General features: G+C 65.9%; 15 protein-coding genes. 8 read left to right on the top strand and 7 right to left on the bottom strand.

Annotated features, from left to right (window positions below):
* Window positions 1-369: hypothetical protein (locus FJZ36_01745; protein MBM3213632.1), on the bottom strand; the 369-nt coding region annotated here is incomplete at its 3' end.
* A 205-nt stretch (window positions 370-574) separates the two neighbouring features.
* Here FJZ36_01745 and FJZ36_01750 point away from each other — a divergent pair.
* The 8 genes from FJZ36_01750 to FJZ36_01785 all read left to right on the top strand — a co-directional run bounded on the left by FJZ36_01750 (window position 575) and on the right by FJZ36_01785 (window position 10669).
* Complete coding sequence (locus tag FJZ36_01750; GenBank protein ID MBM3213633.1) at window positions 575-2395, top strand: bifunctional homocysteine S-methyltransferase/methylenetetrahydrofolate reductase; 1821 nt, start codon at window positions 575-577, stop codon at window positions 2393-2395.
* A 105-nt stretch (window positions 2396-2500) separates the two neighbouring features.
* Window positions 2501-3367, top strand: a complete 867-nt coding sequence (locus FJZ36_01755) for a YihY/virulence factor BrkB family protein (protein MBM3213634.1) — start codon at window positions 2501-2503, stop codon at window positions 3365-3367.
* A gap of 55 nt (window positions 3368-3422) precedes the next feature.
* Window positions 3423-4589, top strand: a complete 1167-nt coding sequence (locus FJZ36_01760; GenBank protein ID MBM3213635.1) for an aminotransferase class I/II-fold pyridoxal phosphate-dependent enzyme — start codon at window positions 3423-3425, stop codon at window positions 4587-4589.
* A 33-nt stretch (window positions 4590-4622) separates the two neighbouring features.
* Entirely contained in the window at window positions 4623-5786 is a 1164-nt protein-coding gene (locus FJZ36_01765) for a lipid-A-disaccharide synthase (protein ID MBM3213636.1), read from the top strand.
* Window positions 5783-6811, top strand: coding sequence for a tetraacyldisaccharide 4'-kinase (lpxK, locus tag FJZ36_01770; GenBank protein MBM3213637.1), 1029 nt, complete (start codon window positions 5783-5785; stop codon window positions 6809-6811). Before FJZ36_01765 ends, lpxK begins: the two co-directional genes overlap by 4 nt.
* Entirely contained in the window at window positions 6765-8864 is a 2100-nt protein-coding gene (locus FJZ36_01775; protein ID MBM3213638.1) for a hypothetical protein, read from the top strand. Before lpxK ends, FJZ36_01775 begins: the two co-directional genes overlap by 47 nt.
* 33 nt (window positions 8865-8897) lie before the next feature.
* Window positions 8898-9632, top strand: coding sequence for a response regulator transcription factor (locus FJZ36_01780; protein MBM3213639.1), 735 nt, complete (start codon window positions 8898-8900; stop codon window positions 9630-9632).
* A gap of 35 nt (window positions 9633-9667) precedes the next feature.
* Complete coding sequence (locus tag FJZ36_01785) at window positions 9668-10669, top strand: ATP-binding cassette domain-containing protein (GenBank protein MBM3213640.1); 1002 nt, start codon at window positions 9668-9670, stop codon at window positions 10667-10669.
* Between the two features lie 19 nt (window positions 10670-10688).
* Here the strand turns inward: FJZ36_01785 and FJZ36_01790 are convergent, their stop codons facing one another.
* The 6 genes from FJZ36_01790 to FJZ36_01815 all read right to left on the bottom strand — a co-directional run bounded on the left by FJZ36_01790 (window position 10689) and on the right by FJZ36_01815 (window position 18608).
* The gene (locus FJZ36_01790) at window positions 10689-11513 is read right to left on the bottom strand and encodes a phytanoyl-CoA dioxygenase family protein (protein ID MBM3213641.1); all 825 of its coding nucleotides are present in this window, start codon (window positions 11511-11513) and stop codon (window positions 10689-10691) included.
* A gap of 39 nt (window positions 11514-11552) precedes the next feature.
* Window positions 11553-14561, bottom strand: coding sequence for a glycine--tRNA ligase subunit beta (locus tag FJZ36_01795; GenBank protein ID MBM3213642.1), 3009 nt, complete (start codon window positions 14559-14561; stop codon window positions 11553-11555).
* Window positions 14562-14565: 4 nt separating this feature from the next.
* On the bottom strand, window positions 14566-15492 hold the full coding sequence (gene recO, locus FJZ36_01800) for a DNA repair protein RecO (protein ID MBM3213643.1): 927 nt from the start codon (window positions 15490-15492) through the stop codon (window positions 14566-14568).
* Entirely contained in the window at window positions 15374-15982 is a 609-nt protein-coding gene (locus FJZ36_01805) for a tetratricopeptide repeat protein (GenBank protein MBM3213644.1), read from the bottom strand. Before FJZ36_01805 ends, recO begins: the two co-directional genes overlap by 119 nt.
* A gap of 73 nt (window positions 15983-16055) precedes the next feature.
* Entirely contained in the window at window positions 16056-17414 is a 1359-nt protein-coding gene (locus FJZ36_01810; GenBank protein ID MBM3213645.1) for an MFS transporter, read from the bottom strand.
* A 78-nt stretch (window positions 17415-17492) separates the two neighbouring features.
* Window positions 17493-18608 carry a Gfo/Idh/MocA family oxidoreductase gene (locus tag FJZ36_01815; GenBank protein ID MBM3213646.1) on the bottom strand — a complete coding sequence of 372 codons (1116 nt, stop codon included), beginning with the start codon at window positions 18606-18608 and terminating at the stop codon, window positions 17493-17495.
* Between the last annotated feature and the right edge of the window lie 4 nt (window positions 18609-18612).

The raw sequence follows: 18612 nt of genomic DNA on the forward strand, positions 1-18612 counted from the left end.
AACCATGATCTCGCGTTCGTACCACGCCATATCAGCGAGTCGGAGGTCATCGCTCGCCCAGTCGGGGTGCGGATAGCTGGTCTGCGAGTCGCGCCACATGTAGTTGCCGCGCGATCCGGGCCACGGTCCTGGCACGCGGCAGTATCCCCACGCCTCGGTCGGGATGGCGTCGGTAAGATTCTTGGCAGGCTGCCATCGCCACAGACCGTTGAGCGAGACTTCCCCGCGCGTGGAGGTTTCGCGCCGATGGGCATCGGCGAGGTCCCACACGACTCGCACGCCGGGAGGGAGGACCTGGTCTTCAGAGCGGCTGACGGGATCGGTCGGGACAGCAGCCAGCACGGCGAGCGAGAGCAACCAACTGGACATTCTGCCTCTCCTCCTGGCGCGAAGTGTTCCTCTGCGGCTGAGGTTGTGCCTTCTATTCTAGGTAGTGGTCGTCGGCGACGGAAGCTCTGCATGGCGTCGCTCGGCGCTGACGGTGTTTTGCCGGTCGCAGCGGGCGTGGTAGTATCGTGCCGCCTCGTTCGCTCATGCGACCGGGAGTGACATCATCGTGCCCTCAGTCCCATTCATGGATCGTATACGAGAAGCCGTGCTCATCGGAGACGGCGGTATAGGCTCTTATCTGCACGCCCAGGGGATGCCGCTCGACTCCAGCTTCGAGGCGGCGAATCTGTCGAACCCGGCGCTCGTGCGCCGCGTCCATGCGGACTACATCGCCGCCGGAGCGCGGGTCATCGAGACGAACACGTTCGGAGCCAACCGCACCAAGTTGGCGGCGAGTCAGCTCGAAGACCGCGTCGCGGCGATCAATGCGGCAGGGGTCAGACTCGCCCGCGAGGTTGCCGGCGAGGAAATCTACGTCCTCGGTTCCGTGGGCCCGCTGGGCAAAGGACGACCCGACGCGGACGAAGACGTCGCATCGCTGTTCGGAGAGCAGCTCGAAGCGCTGATCGAAGCCGGCGTCGATGCGGTGGTCCTGGAGACCTTCTCCGAGCTCGGAGAGCTGCTGGCGGCGCTGCGCGTGGCGAAGTCGCTGAGCCCGACGCCGGTCATCGCGCAGATGGCGTTCTATGGACGTGGCAGAACTTCGGGAGGCGAGGACGTCCATCGAGTCGTGCGAGCCCTGGAGGACGCGGGCGCCGATGTGATCGGCGGCAACTGCGGACCTAGCGGACCGCTCGAGCTCTCGCGCATCCTTCGTTCGATGGCGGGAATGACGGATCGTCCGCTGTCGGCGTTCCCCAATGCGAGCTACGCGCGCTACGTGGACGGACGGTTCCTCTACACGAACAACGCCTCCTACTTCGGCGAACTCGCTGTCGAGATGGTGGACGCCGGCGTCGCACTGATCGGCGGGTGCTGCGGGACGACGCCCGAGCATGTCTGGGAGATGTCGCGAAGACTCGATGGGCGGCGCCCGACCGAACGGCATGCCATCGCGACGCCCGAGCCGGAGCCATCGCCGCGCAAGCGCGCGAAGCGTTCCGACAGCGGGTCGGATCGCCCGGCGAATTTCCTCGAAGCGAGCCCGCATCGCATCCGCATCATCGTCGAGGTCGATCCTCCGCGCGGCATGCAGTTCCGCAAGCCAATCCGCGTGAGCCAGGAACTGCGCGAGCTCGGAGCAGACGCGGTCAGCATCGCGGAGAATCAGCTCGCCTCGGTACGGATGAGCAGCTTCGCCCTCAGCCACCTGATCCAACGCGACGCGGGCACGACGGCGATCTGCCACCTCACTTGCCGCGACCGCAACCTGATCGGTCAGCAATCGCACTTGATGGGCGCGTCGGCGCTGGGCATCCGGCACATCCTCGCCGTGACGGGCGATCCCGTCTCGCTCGACGGAACCGGCGGGTCATCCGTGTTCGACACGAACTCGTTTGGGCTCATCGAACTGATGGCGCGGATGAATCGCGGGGAGAACGCCCGTGGCGAACCCCTCGGGAGCCCGACGGACTTCGTCATCGGAGGAGCCCTGAGCCCGAACCGCGCGCGGATGGACGCCGAGCTCCGACGACTCGAGAAGAAGGTGTCGCTCGGCGCAACGTTCGCGATGACGCAGCCGCCCGCGACGCCAGAGATGGTTCACGAACTGCGCGAGAAGACGCGCCAGACCGACTGCCACATCTTCGTCGGGATTCTGCCGCTGGTCAGCCATCGGAACGCCGAGTTCCTCCACAACGAAGTGCCGGGAATCCGCTTGTCGGACGAGGTGCGCGAACGAATGCGATCGGCCGTCGACCCGCTCGCCGAGGGCGTGCGCATAGCCAAAGAGGCTGTCGACGTCGCTGTCGATGCGGGGTTCACCGGAATCTACATCATCCCGATGCTGGGCAAGTACGAGATGGCATCGGAGATCGTCCGATATATCCGGGAAAGGCATACGTGACCCGGAGCCAGTGGCGCAAACTTGCTCGGAAGGCGCTTCGCGACGGGCTCGCTCGCCCGGTTCGTGTCGGTTGCCATTCGAGCAGAGGTACGGAACGAGCCGCCTATGTCAGTCCAGAACGGCGCCAAGCGTCCTCTCCATCGACGCCTGCTGCGGATGTACCCTCGTGCGTTCGTCGGCGTCTGGGAGGACGACGTCGCGGGATTCGCGACGCAGATGGCGTACAACGCCATGTTCTCGATCTTTCCCGGGCTGTTGCTGCTCGCGGCGCTCGTGCAGCGGCTCGGGACGGCGAACCTGGTCGCCCAGCTCATGCGCGTCGCGGAGCGCCATCTGCCCCGCGAGATGATGGACCTCGTTCAGGCGAACGTGGAACTGCTCGTCCTGAGCCGGTTGTCGGGCGTGTTCACGTTGGGAACCTCGCTCGTCCTGCTGTGGGTGGCGTCGAACTTCATGAACGTGTTCCTGAAGTCGCTGAGCGTCGTCTACCGGGAACCGGACACGCGCTCGTTGGTCGCGGCGTATTTCGTCCGCCGCGCCAAGGCGTTGGCGGTCGTCGTCGTGTTCGGATTCGCGTCGGCGCTCTCGTTCAATCTCTTCGTCTTCGGAGGTCGGACGGCGCGGCTCGTGGAGTCGGCTCTCGGGCTGGCGAACGTCGTCTCCGGGACGCTCGACACGCTGCGCTGGCCCCTCGCCTTCATCATGATGACCTTCAGCACGATGCTGCTGTACATGCTGGTTCCCTCTCGATCCGTCACGCTCAAACGCGCGTGGCCCGGAGCGCTCACGTTCAGCGTGTTCTGGATCGCGATGACGGGCCTATTCAGCGCGTACGTGACGGGGTTCGCCCATTACAGCAGCGTCTACGGAGCCATCGCCGGCCTCATCATGATGATGACCTGGTTCTACTTGTCCTCGCTCCTGTTGCTCTTCGGAGCCGAGGTGAACGCCGCTTGGGCTGGAATCCGATGAGAGCGTCGGTGCACCAGCTCTTGGGCAGCCGTCAAACCGTTGGAGTGTTGTCTTTATGAGCGCGACGAAGCCCTTCGCGTCCGGCACGAGCCGAATGCCCATCTCCGGCATCCGCATGGTCATGGACCTCGCCGCGAAGATCCCGGATGCCATCCATCTGGAGGTGGGTCAGCCCGACTTTCGGACGCCGCCGCATATCGTCGAAGCGGCACATCGCGCTGCCCTCGACGGCTACACGGCGTATACGCCGAACGCGGGTTTCCCGTCGCTGCGGGCTGCCTGCGCCGAGAAGGTTCGCCGCGAGAACCTCATCGATGCGGACGCCTCCAACATCGTCGTGACAGTCGGCTCCGAGGGGGCGGTTGCGAGCACGTTCGTCGCGCTGGTCGATCACGAAGACGAAGTGCTCGTGCCCGAACCCGGTTGGACGAACTACGCGATGCTGACCCACGCGCGGGGCGCGACGCCCATCGCCTATGCGTTGCACGAGGAGGACGGCTTCGTGCCTCGAATCGACGAGATCGCCCGGCGGATCACTCACCGGACGAAGCTGCTCGTCATCAACTCGCCGGGGAACCCCTCAGGGGCGGTGATACCAGGCGACGTGATGCGGGAGTTGGTGGCGCTCGCCGATGACGCCGGGCTCTACATCCTCTCCGACGAGGCGTACGAGAAGCTCGTGTTCGACGGAGAGCATGTCAGCCCGGGGCGCTTCGACACGGCGGGGCGCGTCGTCTCGGCGTTCAGCTTCTCCAAGTCCTATGCGATGACCGGCTGGCGCGTGGGGTTCGCTGTCGCGGCGGAGCCCATCGCGAAGCTGATGACGCTCTTGCAGGAACCGTACTACTCCTGCGCTCCGTCCGTGTCGCAGAAGGCGGCGGAAGCGGCTTTGGCAGGTCCGCAGGACTGCGTCGAGCAGATGGTCGCCGCCTATGCGCGCCGACAGCGCACGGTCGTGGAGGCGTTCGGCGGAACGAACCTGGTGGGCTATCAGCCTGCCGGCGCGTTCTACGTTCTCGTCTCCACGTCGCACATGGGCATGGCGTCGTTCGATCTCGTCCGCGACTGTCTCGAGAAAACGCACGTCGCCGTGGCTCCCGGAGCCACCTTCGGGCCCCGCGCCGAAGGATACATCCGAATCTCCGTGGCGACGCGTGACGAGGACGTCGCCAAAGGAGCGGCGAGGCTCCGCGACTACCTCGCCGGATCGAGTGGTCGCTAGCGGTTCGCATCGCCTGCCGACTGGAGCTCACTCGTGGCGCGTTCGCCGTGCATATGCGTCTGCTCCGGAGAATCGAGCGGCGACCTGCATGGCGCGGCGCTCGTGGGCGCCATCCGCCAGCAGGAACCGAATGCCTCGGTGTTCGGGATGGGCGGCGACAAGATGCGCGCCGCCGGGGTCGAGCTCGTCATCGACATCGCCGACAGCTCGATCATGGGCTTGACCGAGGTGGTTCGCGCGATACCCGCCTTCCTGCGGAAGCTGCGCCTGCTGTGCCGTGCCATCGAATCGCGCCGACCCGACGTGGTGGTGCTGATCGACTTCCCGGACTTCAACATGCGCCTCGGACAGCGCGTGCGCGGCTCGGGGGTTCCGGTCGTCTACTTCATCCCGCCGAAGGCGTGGGCGTGGCGTCGTCGTCGGGGTCCCGCCGTTGCGAAGATGGCGGAACGTGTCATCTGCATCCTCCCGTTCGAGGCGGCGTTCTACCGATCCTGCGGCGCGACCGTCGAAGATGTCGGGAACCCGCTCGTGGACGTCATCCGGGACGCGCATCCGCTGGATCGCGACGCGGCTCGGGAACGGTTCGGCATGCCGCCGGGGGCTCCGACGGTCGGTCTGCTGCCGGGCAGCCGCCGCCGCGAGATCGACGCACTGATGGGTTCACTCCTCGGCGCTGCGGAGAGACTCGTCACGGCGGATCCGTCTCGGCGGTTCCTGCTGCCGTGTGCTCCGAGCGTGCGAGCGTCGGTGGCGGATCATCTGGCAGCCTTCGAAGGCCAGGCGCCCATCCATGCCGTTCACAACGACACGTACAACGCGATCCGGGCATGCGACGTCGTCGTCGCTGCGTCGGGAACCGTGACGCTGGAAGCGGCGTTGCTCGGAGTGCCGATGGTGGTCGTCTACCGGCTGTCGGCGCTCACGTTCACCATTGCGCGACGGCTGGTGCGCGTAAGGACGAGCGCGCTGCCGAACCTCATCGCCGGAACCGATGTCGTGCCTGAGCTGCTGCAGAACGACGTGACCCCGGAGCGGATCGCCGCCGAATGCGAGCGCCTGTTGACCTCTGCCGAAGCTCGAGGCGCGCAGAGGGATGCGCTCGCGAAGGTCGCCAGGGCTGTTGGTGACGGCGGCTCGACGGCGCGCGCGGCTGAAGCCGTTCTGACCGTAGCGGCATCGCGAGCGACAACATGACGCCAGCGATGTGGCTTGCCTCACCGGTCTTAGTTCCGCTGAGCTGGGCAGTCGCTTCCGTCGCATCGCGTCGGAGGGGGCAGCCCCCGCCAGATCGTGTACGGCTCGACGTTCCGGTCGTCTCGGTTGGCAACCTGGCTGTCGGCGGGACCGGCAAGACGCCGACTGTCGCCGCCCTGGTGACGAGGCTGTCGGCAGCGGGTTGTCACGTGGGCGTCGTGATGGGCTCGTATGGCTCTCCGACCCGTCGGCAGCCTCCGACGGTCGTCTCGGACGGTCGCCGACTGACGGCTGACCTCCGGTCGGTCGCGGACGAGGTCGCCATGTTCGCCCGCGCGCATCCGGCGATCCCGCTCGCCACCGGTCACGTCAAGTCCGAGGCGGCGTCCGCGCTCGCTTGCGCCGTCCCTCTCGGTTGCCTTATCGTGGACGACGGTTTTCAGCATCACCGGCTCGCGCGAGACATGGACATCGTCGTCCTCGATGCCGCGTCGCCGTTCGACAACGGGCGCGTGCTCCCTGCCGGGAGATTGCGCGAACCCCCATCGGCAATCGCCGGCGCGGACGCGATCGTCTTGAGCCACGCGGATCAGCGCGACGATCATGCCATCGAGGCGATCCGGCGTCTGGCTCCGCTCGTGCCGGTGGTCGAGTCGATTCATGTGCCCGTACGCCTTCGGCGCGGCGGCTCGGACGAATGCCTCGACTTCGCGTGTCTTCTTGGCGCCCATGTCACGGCAGTCTGTGGTATCGGACGTCCTTCATCGTTCCTGAGCATGGTCCGGCGGCTCGGGGCAGATGCCCGCTTGCTCGGCTTTGCGGACCACCACCGCTACTCGCCCCACGACATGGCGCGCCTGGCGGCTCTGGCACGCGGCTCGCGCATCGTAACGACGGCGAAGGACGAGGCGAAGTGGCTGGGTGTCTCCGACTTCGAATACTGGACGCTGGACATCGCCGTGGAGTGGAACCCCAAGGATGCCCTCGTCGACCGCGTTCTCGCGCTGTGTCGCGCGCGCGCCTAGGCTTCCGAGCCGCGCCAGACTGGTGATCACCGGGCTTGTCGCGCTCGCGTGCGCGCTGAGCTCCCCGGCTCAGGCGGCGGTCACGATGCACATGGTGACGCCGCACTCGGAGTACCGATTTCGCGACGGCAAGTTCGTCACAAACGATCCGGAGCTCCGTCTCGCCGGATACGTCACATCCGACGCGCCAACCGTGCGCCTGGACATCGACAGTCCGAATGGGCTCCCGGACCTCGCGGAGACCGAGCTCATCGTCGACGCGATCCTGCTCGACCTGGGAAGTTCCTCCCGTAAGGTGGGGCGCATCGAGATCGCGCCGGTCATTATCGAGCTGGACGGGAGCCGCTACTCGTTCGGACCTCGCGAACTGCTCGCGAGCATCTCCGCAGACGGCTCTCTCTTCTCGCCGCCCGTGCGACTGCCGAGCGCATCGGGTGTCGGTTCCCCGGACGGCATCGCCCGCGTGGACCTACCGGTTCCTGCTACCGGAAGGTTCCTGCTGCTCGAATGGGTGACGGGCTGGCAGCGGTCGCCGGACAGCGGTCGCCCCGTCGTGCGCGTCTCGTCGGTGTCCGTACGGGAGCCGTCTGGGGGCGAAGTCCCGACTCGTGTCGCGCAAGTTCGGTCCATCCTCGACACGACGAGCGGAAGGGCTCCCTTCGCATTGACCGTTCTTCTGCGCGAGGGGAGCAATCTGGTGTCGGTCGCCGCGACCGAGTCGTCGGCTGCCTCGGCTGGGAGCACTCCGGGATCGGAGACCGTCACCATTCCGGTGACGTTGGTCTCGGCGCTCCTGTCAGGCGCAGGCAACAGCGCTCAGCAAGTGGTGCTGAGCGACGGGGCTCACGTCTCGATCACGATCCCATCGACGTCTGCGCCGGCGACGCTTCGTCGTGTGCGTATCGTGCAGGAGGATGCGGCGTCGCTGGAGGTCCCGGTCCGAGTCGGACGGAGCTACGTGCCACATCGTCCCGTTCTCCTCTACCGATTCGAGGGGAGCCTGCAGACCTCCTACCGGGCGGAAGCCACCGCATCGCTGCCGGGTCAGCCGCCGTCGCTCGCCGTGGATGGCATCCGAGACTTCCCTTCCACGTGGGTGTCGAACCTGACTCCGATGCCGGTCCGATGGCGTGTTGACTTGGAGCGGACCGCAAACCTGGGGAGCCTGGTCATCCACGCCCGACACGACGGCGTTCGCTCCTATGCGCCTCAGGCGATGCGCATCCTTGCTTCGCTCGACGGTGCAGACTACCAGCCTGTCGAAGGCAGGATCGGGAATGCAGCGCCGTCGAGCCTGATCACCGGCTTCGGTGATCGTCAGACGACGGTTGCCATTCCGACTGGGCCCAGCGTCCGTTGGATCGAGTTGGTCATCGAGGAGACCAAGCAGCCCAACAACGTCCAGATCAACGAGATCGAATTCTACGACACGACCGGCGCTCGCATCCTGGCTCAGCAGGTGGTCCCCGAGATCGGCTTTGTTAAGCCGGTGCGGGTCGAAATGCGTCTGTATGATGAGGACCTGTCGGAAGCTGGAGTTGCCCTGGACAGCGACGTGGGACTGTTCCTCTGGCAGCGACAGACGGGAGAGTGGATCTGGTCGGGCGCGCGCGCGGAGCGCCTGCCATCGTCGGGCGAGCGCATCGTGCAAATCGAGCTCGGCACGTTGCCGCGCATGGCGATCGTGCCGCTGTCTCCTACGGGCGCGCCGCGCCGCGAGATCGACGTGCGCTGGAGCACGAACCCGTTCTCTCCGAACGGAGACGGCGTTGCGGACACAACACGCCTTGCCGTCGCGCTGCCGCCGAGCGAGTCGGGCACGTGGTCGGAGGTCACGGTGCAGCTCTTCGACACGCGCGGCAAGCTGATCGAGACCCTCGCGGATCGCGCTGAGGTCGCATCTTCCGTGCTCATCTTGGAGTGGGACGGCAGCGACCGAAGTGGCCGCCCCGTACCGATCGGGCCCTACGTGTACCAAGTGATCGCCCGAACGCCGACCCTGAGTGGCGCGAGTCGTGTCGTTCGCAACGGAGTACTCGTCGTCGTGCGCTGACGCCACCACGATTGCCGAGTCCAGGAGACACCGATGAACTCTCGCCCGTACCGCATCCTAATCGCCGACGACGACGCCGACATTGTCGATTTCGTCGACGCCTATCTCCAGGATGAGGGCTATGAGACTGTGCGTGCCTACGACGGCGAGGCGACGCTCGGCGTGTATAGCGCCAGCGCAGCCCCGGATGCCAGCCCGGCGGACCGTCTGCACCTGATCCTGCTCGATGTCATGATGCCGAAGGTCGACGGCTTGGAGGTCTGTCGGCGCATCCGCCGCGAGTCCAGGCTCCCGATCGTCATGGTCACCGCGCGCACCGAAGACGTCGACAAGATCGTCGGGCTCGAACTGGGCGCAGACGACTACATCATCAAGCCGTTCAATCCGCGCGAGCTGCTCGCGCGGCTTCGCGCCGTGCTCCGTCGGTCGTATCCAGAGCCCGGGGAGTTTGCCGACGAACCGGGGGAGACAATCGACTACCGAGGCGTGCACCTCGACGTCGGTCGGCGAGAGGTCCGCGTCAATGGCGAGTTGACCGACCTGACTGCCCGCGAGTTCGACCTGCTCCACTTCCTCATGCAGCACCGGGGACGAGTGTTTTCGCGTTCCCAGCTCATCGACCGCGTGTGGGGAACGAGCTATGCCGTGGGTCCCCGCACGGTTGACGTCCACATCCGACGCCTGCGCGAGCAGATCGAGCCGGACGCTTCGGAGCCGACCTACATCAAGACCGTGTGGGGCGTCGGGTACAAGTTCCACGACGCCTAACCCCGCCGGACCGTCGGAGACGCGACATGGACACGATGATCGAAGCGCGTGACTTAACGAAACACTACGGAACCTATGTCGGCATCGAAGACGTGTCGTTCTCCGTGGCACGAGGCGAGGTGGTGGGGTTTCTCGGACCCAACGGCGCGGGTAAGACCACGACGATGCGCGTGCTGACGTGCAGCATGCCGGCTACGTCGGGCACGGCGAGTGTCTGCGGGTACGACGTGCTGAAGGACTCGCTCGAAGTTCGCCGTCACACGGGGTACCTGCCGGAGTCGCCGCCCATCTATCTGGAGATGTCGGTGGTTTCGTATCTCCGGTTCGTCGGAGAGATCAAGAGCCTGCCCGTGTCGCTCCGACGCACGCGCCTGGACGCCGTTCTGGAGGTCTGCGGGCTGGGCGATGTGCGGAACCGGATCATCGGGCAGTTGTCCAAGGGGTATCGGCAGCGAGTCGGACTGGCACAGGCGCTGATCCACGACCCGGACGTGCTGGTGCTCGACGAGCCGACGAGCGGGTTGGACCCGTCGCAGATCATCGAGATCCGCCAGCTCATTCGGGAGCTCGGCGCGTCCCGAACCGTCATTTTGAGCACGCACATCCTGCCGGAGGCGAGCATGACCTGTCAGCGCCTTCTGGTGATCGCGGAAGGCAGGCTCGTCGGGGATGTCGCGCTGGATGCACGCGGCGAGGTGAAGTCGGTTCGCCGACCGGATGGCTCCGTCATCGAGTACGGTTCCGCCGCGGTCGTTCGCGTCGAGGTTCGGGGCAAGCCATCGGAGGTACAGGGACGCCTTGCAGCGGTTCCTGGCGTCGTCTCGGTCGACGCATCTGGCGATGACGAGAACGACGCTTGGACGCTCGCCTGCGCTCCCGACGCCGATCCTCGCCCGGAGATCGTCCGCGCGGTCGTCGCCGCTGGCGCGGACCTGCTGGAAATGCGCGAGGTGCGCCAGTCGGTCGAACAGGTGTTCCTCGACCTGACCCAGACCGACTTCCGGTCGCGATCCGAGCCGGAAGCCAGCGCCGCCTGATGCCCGCCGCCGCCGTGGGCTACCGCTGATACAGCACAGGGTTGATCGGGCTCGCCGCGAGTTCTCCCGGATTGAGACCCGGGAGCCACCACTCCAGATCCGCCTTCCGATTGTCGTTGTCGGGTTCCAGAACCGTCGCGCCGTCTGCGAAGTAGATGACGGTCATCACTTCACGAGCCCGCGACGTCGGATTCCCGCTCGCGGCGTGGAGCGTCCATCCTGAGTGGAATGTCGCGTCTCCCGCTCGCATTGCCGGCGTCTGCGTGACGGGCAGCCCGGTTCCGGCGACGAGCCTGCCCAGTGCCGCCTCGGACTCGTCAGAGATGCCGATGGTCGCGCGGTACGCCTGTTGGTGCGAACCGTCCGCGAAGCGCATCGTGCCCATCTCAGGCGAGAGATCGACGAGGGGCATCCACATCGTGACCGTGTTGTCGGTTCCCAGGGGCCAGTAGTACTGGTCTTGATGCCAGGGCGTGTGGCCGCCTCCCGGTTCCTTGAACAACGCCTGATCGTGGTAGAGGCGCACCGAGGACACCCCCATCAAGTCGGCGGCGATCTTGGCGAAGCGCTTGGCGAAGACGTACTGCCGCACGCTGGCGTCGTCGATCCACAGGTTCATCACCTGGAGGAACGCGCGTCCGTAGGTGTCCCGTTCTTCGATGGGACGGGACTCCTTGCTGTGACGATACGCAGCGGCGCGGATGACTTCGCCATACGCACCGATCTCGGCGTCGTTTGCCACGCCGCGCAGCAGAATGTGCCCCTTCGAGCGGTAGGTAATGCACTGCGCTTCGGTCAGCGGGTAGGGCGCAGAGAGATCGGGAAGGGCGCTGGATGCGCTCATCGTCTACCTCCTCGTAGAACCGTGTCACCTCGCCGCGCGTCAGCGCGCGGCACCGGAGAGAACCAGTTTCGATACGTCCGCCACCGCCAGGATGTACGTCGCGATCTGCCGCAGAAGAGCCAGCCGGTTCGCCCGTACGTCCGGGTCGGGGTCCATCACGAGCACCGCATCGAAGAACGCGTCGATGTTCGCCTGCAGGTTCCCCAACAGCTTGATGAGCTCGGCGTAGTTCCGGGCGATGAGCGCTTCGTCGAGCTGTGTCCTCTGCAGTTTGAGCAGCCTGGACAGGTTCACCTCGGCGGGTTCCTTCAGGGAGCCCTGACGCGGCGTGCCGGTCGCCTCCGGCGGGATGATGCGCAGCACGCGGTTCAGCGCCGGGTAGATGCGCGCGAAGTCGTCCGACTCGCGGAAGGCGCGGAGCGCGTCGAGACGCGCCGGAAGCTGGTCGATCCGGTCGAACCCGGGGGCAAGGACGGCTTCGACCTCGTCGTAGGCGTGTCCGCGTTCGCCCAGAATCACCTCCAAGCGCGAGCGGAAGAACTCGGTCACTCGGTCCGCCGTGTCGCCGGCGATCCGGTCGCCGTACGCGCCCGAAGCGCTTTCGAGTAGGCTTCGCAGCCGAAGCGGAAGCCCGATCTCCAGCAGCATCCGGCAGACGCCGATAGCTTGGCGTCGCAGCGAGTAGGGGTCCTGGGAACCGGTTGGAGCCATTCCGATTCCGAAGTACCCGACAATCGTATCGATCCGGTCGGCGATAGCGAGCGACGCGCCAATGCGCGATTCCGGCAGATCGGAGTCGGCGGCTCGGGGCTGATAATGCTCCTCGATCGCGATGGCGACGTCTGCCGATTCGCCGGAGTTGAGCGCGTAATGCCGTCCCATGATGCCCTGGAGCTCAGGGAACTCATACACCATCGCCGTCGTCAGATCGGCTTTGCAGAGCCGTGCCGCACATTCGGCGTCGCGTCGCTCATCCGAATCGAACGCGAGCTCATCGGCGATGTGCGCGACCAGCGCGCGGACCCTTTCGGACTTGTCGCCCAGCGATCCGAGCTTCTCCTGGAATGTGACGCGCGACAGTGCATCGACGCGGACAGCCAACGGCTCCGCCTGATCGGTTCTCCAGAAGAACTCGGCATCTTCGAGGCGCGCGCGCAGCACGCGCTCGTTGCCGTAGCGCACGTTCGCCTCGCCGTCGCGCGTCCCGTTGGAGACGGCGATGAACTTCGCCTGCAGCGATCCATCGGGTCGGTAGACCGGGAAGTACCGCTGATGGCGCTTCATGGACGTGATGAGCACCTCGGACGGAACCGCCAGATGGCTTTCGGCGAATGATCCGACCACCGCCTCGGGGAACTCGACCAGGTCGGTCACCTCGTCGAGCAGTTCATCGTCAACCGATGCGGGCGATCCGAGGCGCTCCAGTTCCGCCTCGATCTGGGCGCGCACGGCGCCAAGGCGCGCGTCGCGGTCGGCGATGACGCGGTTCTCCCGCAGCGTATCGACGTACGTGCGGAGGTCGGCAGACGCCAGCTCAATGTGGCGCTCTCCCAGCGACCGGTGTCCACGCGTGACGTTGCCCGCCACGATGTGACCCAGCCGGCAACCGACGACCCGATCCCCCAGGAGCGCGACCAGCCATCGGATCGGACGCGCGAACCGCAGACCGCTCCAACGCATCGTCTTCGGGAACCGGAGACCGTTGATGAGTTCAGGAAGGAAGCTGGACAGCAGACTGGCAGCCGATGCGCCGACGACGGTCGTCCGCGCGAAGGCGTATTCGCCGCGTTCGGTCGTCTTGACGTAGAGCGAGTCGAGATCGACGCCTTGGGAACGCGCGAAGCCCTGCGCGGCTTTGGTCGGCGAGCCGTCTTCGGCGTAGGCGGCGCGCTTGGGCGGACCCGCCACCTCCACGTCGGCGTCGGGTTGCCGGAGCGTCAGTCGGCTCACATGGACGGTCAGACGTCGAGGCGTTCCCAGCACTTGGACGCCGGCGTGCTCGAGGCGTTGTTCAGCGAGCCAGTCGGCCATCCGCGCCTGAAGCTGCGACAGGGCGGGCTGCACGGACCCAGCGGGTGTCTCCTCGGTTCCGATCTCGAACAGCAGGTCGGCGTGCGTGCCGACCAGTTCTTCCGCCGACGAAGCATCGGGTGCGGCCGGGGCGGGTTCGCTCCATCGGTCGAGCAGCGGATGCTCCATCGACTCGCGCTGTTCGACGTAGGCGCGCGCCACTCGCCGCGCCAGCGTTCTGACGCGAGCGACGTAGGTCACACGCTCTGACACGCTGATCGCCCCTCGCGCGTCGAGCATATTGAATGCGTGCGAGGCTTTCAGAACGTAGTCGAGCGCGGGCCACACGAGTCCTGCCTCGACGCAGCGGGCGCACTCCGCCTCGTAGTCTTGGAACCACTGGAAGAGCAGCTTGGGATCGGACTTCTCCAGGTAGTACGTCGTGTATTCGACTTCGGTGCGATGGTGGACGTCGCCGTAGGACAGATGCTCGTTCCACCGGACATCGAAGATGCTGTCCACTCCCTGGAGGTACATCGCAAGGCGTTCGAGCCCGTAGGTGAGCTCAAGGCAGATTGGGTCGGTCTCGATGCTCCCGATCTGCTGGAAGTAGGTATACTGCGTAACCTCCGCGCCGTTGCACCACACTTCCCATCCGAGACCCGACGCTCCGAGCGTGGGCGACTCCCAGTCGTCTTCGACGAAGCGGAAGTCGTTGGTCGTCGGATCGAGCCCCAGCGCCCGAAGGCTTCCGAGGTAGAGGTCCTGGCTGTCCTCGGGAGCGGGCTTGAGGATCACCTGGTACTGGTAATAGTGGCAGAGCCGGTATGGGTTCTCGCCGTAGCGCCCATCGGCAGGTCGCCTGCTGGGTTCCACGTAAGCGACTCGGAACGGCTCGGGTCCCAGCGTTCGCAGCGACGTGGCGGGGTTGAACGTGCCAGCGCCGACCTCGATATCGTATGGCTGTTGGATGATGCAGCCCTGCTCCGACCAGTAGTCGTTCAGCGTGCGGATGATTTCCTGAAACGTCATGGACATCTCTCTAAGAACCCGATGCGGCTTCCGATTCCAGGGCTTCGATCAGCTCGACGCATCGCAACGGGCGTTCCGTGCGGTGCGAGACCATCATCGTCCCCAAGTGACGAAGCTCGATGCCCTCGCGGCGCGTCAATGAGCGTCCCGCAGCGTCTTCGACCGGCGTCGCTGCGAGATACTGCCAGGCGTCGATCGAGCCCCGGCTGACGACGACCGTTCGGTCTTGGCTCGCATGGCGAGCGCAGAGCGCGCCGCCGGAGTCGATCCCGACCGGGACTTCGCCGTCAGCGAGCGGCGCTCCGCAGCGCACGCAGCTCCGCAAGTGGGGCCCGTATCCGGCGAGCGTGAGGAGCTTCATCTCGAAGCTACGCGCGATGGGAGCCAGGTCCGTACCCGACGGCGTGCTTTCGACGGCTCTCACGGCGTCGCAGATGAGGGCGAACAACGCCGGGCTCGCGTCCTCTTCGACGACGAACTCGCTCGTGAGCTCCGCCAGATACGATGCGTAGGCGACTCGCAGCGGGTCCCTCAGGCGCGACCCGTGGGCATCCGAGACATCGAACGAGCTGATGCTGTCCAGGTCCCGGTTCGCCTTGCGGACGAATACGAGCTCGCCAACGTTGAAGAGCTCCAGCGAGGCTCCCATCCGGCTCTTGGGTCGGCGGCTTCCTCGAGCGACGCCGCGCACCTTGCCGAACCTCGGCGTGCAGAACGAGATGATCCGGTCCGCCTCGCCCAGCTTGATCGACCGGATGACGATGCCCGAATCCCGCTCAATGCCCATGGCGCGCTCGCGCGTCTGCGGGTTCTCGACGCTACGGATCCGCCTTGCTGTCGGGGCTCTCGCTAGTCCGAGCCATGTTGCGGCAGTACGCCAGCAAGTGATCGTTTTCTTCGGCGAAGGGCTGGAGCTTCTGCGCCCGGAGGAGGGCATTGATGGCGCGTTCCCACTCCTGACGGGCGATGTGACACAGCCCCAATCCGTGCCACGCCCCGAAGTGGCTCGGGTTCAACTCGATCGTCCGCCGGGCGTCGGCGATCGCCTCCTCGTAGCGCCCCATCAGGTAGTAGGTCGTCGCTCGCTTGTTGTACGCCTCGGCGAAGTCGGGCAGCGTTTCGACGAGCTGCGAGAAGGTTCCGAGGGCTTCATCCCACCGCTCGTCCTCGACCAGGTCCATTCCGTAGACGAGCTCGTCGTATGCCAGATCGCCAGCGGCGGACATCCAGAGATGCCAGAGCATCTGAGTCGCCCGGGAGCGCACCTCCGCGTTGTCGGACTGGAGCGCCTCGACGAGCTCAGTGATCGGCGCGATGGAAACGACCATCGCAACGAGATCATCCTCGGGCTCCGAGGTCACGTCGAGGAATCGGTTCACCCAGTAGAGCCGGAGGATGCTGTCGTCGTCGAACCCGAGGTCCGACATGCCACTCCCTTCCTCGGCGCGCGGTCATCGACGAGGGTAACTGTAGCACGTCGGCTCGGTGGGGACATGGGAATCAGCCGGTCTGGAGGTGCGCCTCAGCCCACTGCGCGCTCGCCTCGCGCGCTTTGCGGGTGTCGACGAACGAGAGGAGGACGATCCCGACGATGAAAAACGCGATCAGCGAGACGATGGCGTTCCGGGACGAGCCGGTCGTGTGCCGGATGAACCCGAACAGCACCGGGCCCCAGATCGATGAGAACTTGTTGAACACCGAGTAGAAGCCGAAGAACTCCGCCGACGCCTCCGCCGGGATCATGCTCGAGTAGAGAGATCGACCCAGCGCTTGCGATCCGCCCAGCACGAGCCCGACGACCAGCGCGAGAACGAAGTACTCGGCAGACGTGTGCATGAAGTAGGCGTAGAGCACCACGGCGCACCAACCGACGAGCGTCGCGATGATCGTGCGCTTCGTGCCGAGGGTTCCTGCGATTCGTGCAGCCAGAAGCGCTCCGCCAAAAGCGACGAACTGCACGACGAGCAGGCTCACCATGAGAACCGTCGAGCTGAGCCCGAGCTCGTCCTTGCCGTAGATCGCCGCCATCTCGATGACGGTCTGAATGCCGTCGTTGTAGATCATGAAGGCGATCAGGAAGAGCAGGAGCTGGCGCAGGCGTCCGACGTGGCGAACGGTCCGCAAGACGTTCGAGACTCCGAGCGCGACGTACCCCATCCCGACTGGCATGCGCGCGTAGGCACTGGGCAGCGCGCGGCGCGCGGCGGGCTCAGGCAAGAAGAACGCCGTGAACAGCGCGAAGCCGCCCCACCAGAGGGCTGCCATCGCCATGCCGATGCGAGCGGCGAGGTCTTGGCTGATGTCCAGCGCATCGTTCCCGGCGACGATCGCCAAGGCGATGGCGAACTGGATGCCGCCGCCGATGTATCCGTAGGCGAAGCCTTTGGTGGATACCCAGTCCTGCCGTTCCGGTTCCGCCAGGTCCGGGAGGTAGGCGTCGTAGAACACGTTCGCGCCGACGAAGCCGATGTGCGCCAGCAGGAACAGGCACATCGTCAGGACGACGTCCCCCTGCCGGCAGAACCAGAGCATCAGAGCGTTGGCGACGCCGAAGTAGCAGAAGCCCAGCAGGAACTTCTTCTTGGCTCCGGCGAAGTCGGCGATGGCTCCCAACGTGGGAGCTGCCAGAAAGACGAAAAGAGCCGCCGCGCCGACCAGATACGCCCAGAGCGTCATCGCCGCGTAACGCGTTCCGAAGAGAACGAAGCCGTCGGCGGGGACGACGACGGAGGCGAAGTAGATTGGCAGGATGGCGGTGACGAGCGTCGTCGCGTAGGCGGAGTTCGCCCAGTCGTACATCGCCCATCCGAACACCGAGCGCCGGTCCCGCCCGTCGTCGTTTGCCGTCTTCGCAGCCATGGCGCGCGCCTCCTCATCCCTGCCCAGGCTAGACGAAGCGCCCCGAGTGTACCCCGGGGCGCTCCGGTCTGTCGATGCTCAGCCGATGGCGACCGGCTTGCCGCTGCGGAACGATTCGGTTGCCGCTAACGTGACCTTGGTCGACTCGATGCCGTCCACGTAGGACGCCTGCACGAGCGAGCGGTCGCCGGTCCGCACAGCGCGGATGAAGCAGTCGTCCTCGATGGCGAAGATGTCGCCCTCGCCCTTGATCTCCTCGACGTTCTTGCCGCCGTCGGTGAGGATACGGACGGAGTGCTCCCAACCCGTGAAGAGCGCGGTCATCTGGTTCGCGTAGACGTTGAGGGTGACGCCCCCGCCCCCGCCGTTCGACGAGCAGGACGACCAGAGATTGGCGACGCCGTTGTTGGGGAACCGCATGTTGACGACCATCGCATCCTCGATGGTGTAGTCGCTGGGAACGCCCTGGTTCAGCCCCGTCGCGGCGTAGGCATGGATCTCGACCGGCGTTCCAGCCAGCCAGACCGCGACATCGACCGTATGCGTCACCTGTTCGTGGAACTGCCCGCCGCTCTTGCTCTTGTCGATCCACCAGGAACCGCTGCTGCGGGGCGTTCCGCCGATCCATCCGCCGAACATGAGGATCGCGGGGTCGCTCCGGAGGCGGCTCCGCACCTCCTGGATGCCCTTGCGGTACCGGTTCATGTAGCCCGTCGCCGAGAGCAGGTTCTTCTTCTGAACCGCCGCGCCGATCTCCTTCGCCCTGCCCAGGTCGAGATCAACTGGCTTCTCGACGAAGAAGGGAACGTCCTTCTCGACGGCGATCAGCTCATCGCCGTGGGCGAACGGCGGAAGGCAGTAGTACGCCGCGTCGAGGGCGACGTCGCCGAACATGTCGCGCGCGGACGTGAACGTCTTGGAGCCCTCGGCTCCGTATTTCTCCTTCGCTTCGGCGGCTCGCTGCGCCGCCACGTCGCAGAAAGCGACCAACTCGACATCCACGTGCTTTGCCAGTCCCTGCAGGTGAGCGTTCGCAATGCCGCCGCAGCCCACGAATCCGACCTTCGTCTTTGCCATCGCCTGTCGCTCCTCGCGTGAGCGGTGCTCGTCGCACGTTCGGTCGGCGAGTCTATCACTGTGATCGGCTGGGCGCATGTGGCGCGGCGCGCGCACCCAGGACGGACTGCAGTCCACAGTA

Source organism: Candidatus Poribacteria bacterium, from assembly GCA_016866785.1.
Classification (GTDB): Bacteria; Poribacteria; WGA-4E.

Excerpts from the sequence above, each read along its gene's own strand:
- FJZ36_01795 (MBM3213642.1), bottom strand. The coding sequence starts at position 14,561 with ATGTCCATGACGTTTCAGGAAATCATCCGCACGCTGAACGACTACTGG.
- recO (MBM3213643.1), bottom strand. The coding sequence starts at position 15,492 with ATGCCCTCCTCCGGGCGCAGAAGCTCCAGCCCTTCGCCGAAGAAAACG.
- FJZ36_01750 (MBM3213633.1), top strand. The coding sequence starts at position 575 with ATGGATCGTATACGAGAAGCCGTGCTCATCGGAGACGGCGGTATAGGC.
- FJZ36_01810 (MBM3213645.1), bottom strand. The coding sequence starts at position 17,414 with ATGGCTGCGAAGACGGCAAACGACGACGGGCGGGACCGGCGCTCGGTG.
- FJZ36_01780 (MBM3213639.1), top strand. The coding sequence starts at position 8,898 with ATGAACTCTCGCCCGTACCGCATCCTAATCGCCGACGACGACGCCGAC.
- FJZ36_01785 (MBM3213640.1), top strand. The coding sequence starts at position 9,668 with ATGATCGAAGCGCGTGACTTAACGAAACACTACGGAACCTATGTCGGC.
- FJZ36_01790 (MBM3213641.1), bottom strand. The coding sequence starts at position 11,513 with ATGAGCGCATCCAGCGCCCTTCCCGATCTCTCTGCGCCCTACCCGCTG.
- FJZ36_01760 (MBM3213635.1), top strand. The coding sequence starts at position 3,423 with ATGAGCGCGACGAAGCCCTTCGCGTCCGGCACGAGCCGAATGCCCATC.
- FJZ36_01755 (MBM3213634.1), top strand. The coding sequence starts at position 2,501 with ATGTCAGTCCAGAACGGCGCCAAGCGTCCTCTCCATCGACGCCTGCTG.
- lpxK (MBM3213637.1), top strand. The coding sequence starts at position 5,783 with ATGACGCCAGCGATGTGGCTTGCCTCACCGGTCTTAGTTCCGCTGAGC.
- FJZ36_01805 (MBM3213644.1), bottom strand. The coding sequence starts at position 15,982 with ATGTCGGACCTCGGGTTCGACGACGACAGCATCCTCCGGCTCTACTGG.
- FJZ36_01775 (MBM3213638.1), top strand. The coding sequence starts at position 6,765 with ATGCCCTCGTCGACCGCGTTCTCGCGCTGTGTCGCGCGCGCGCCTAGG.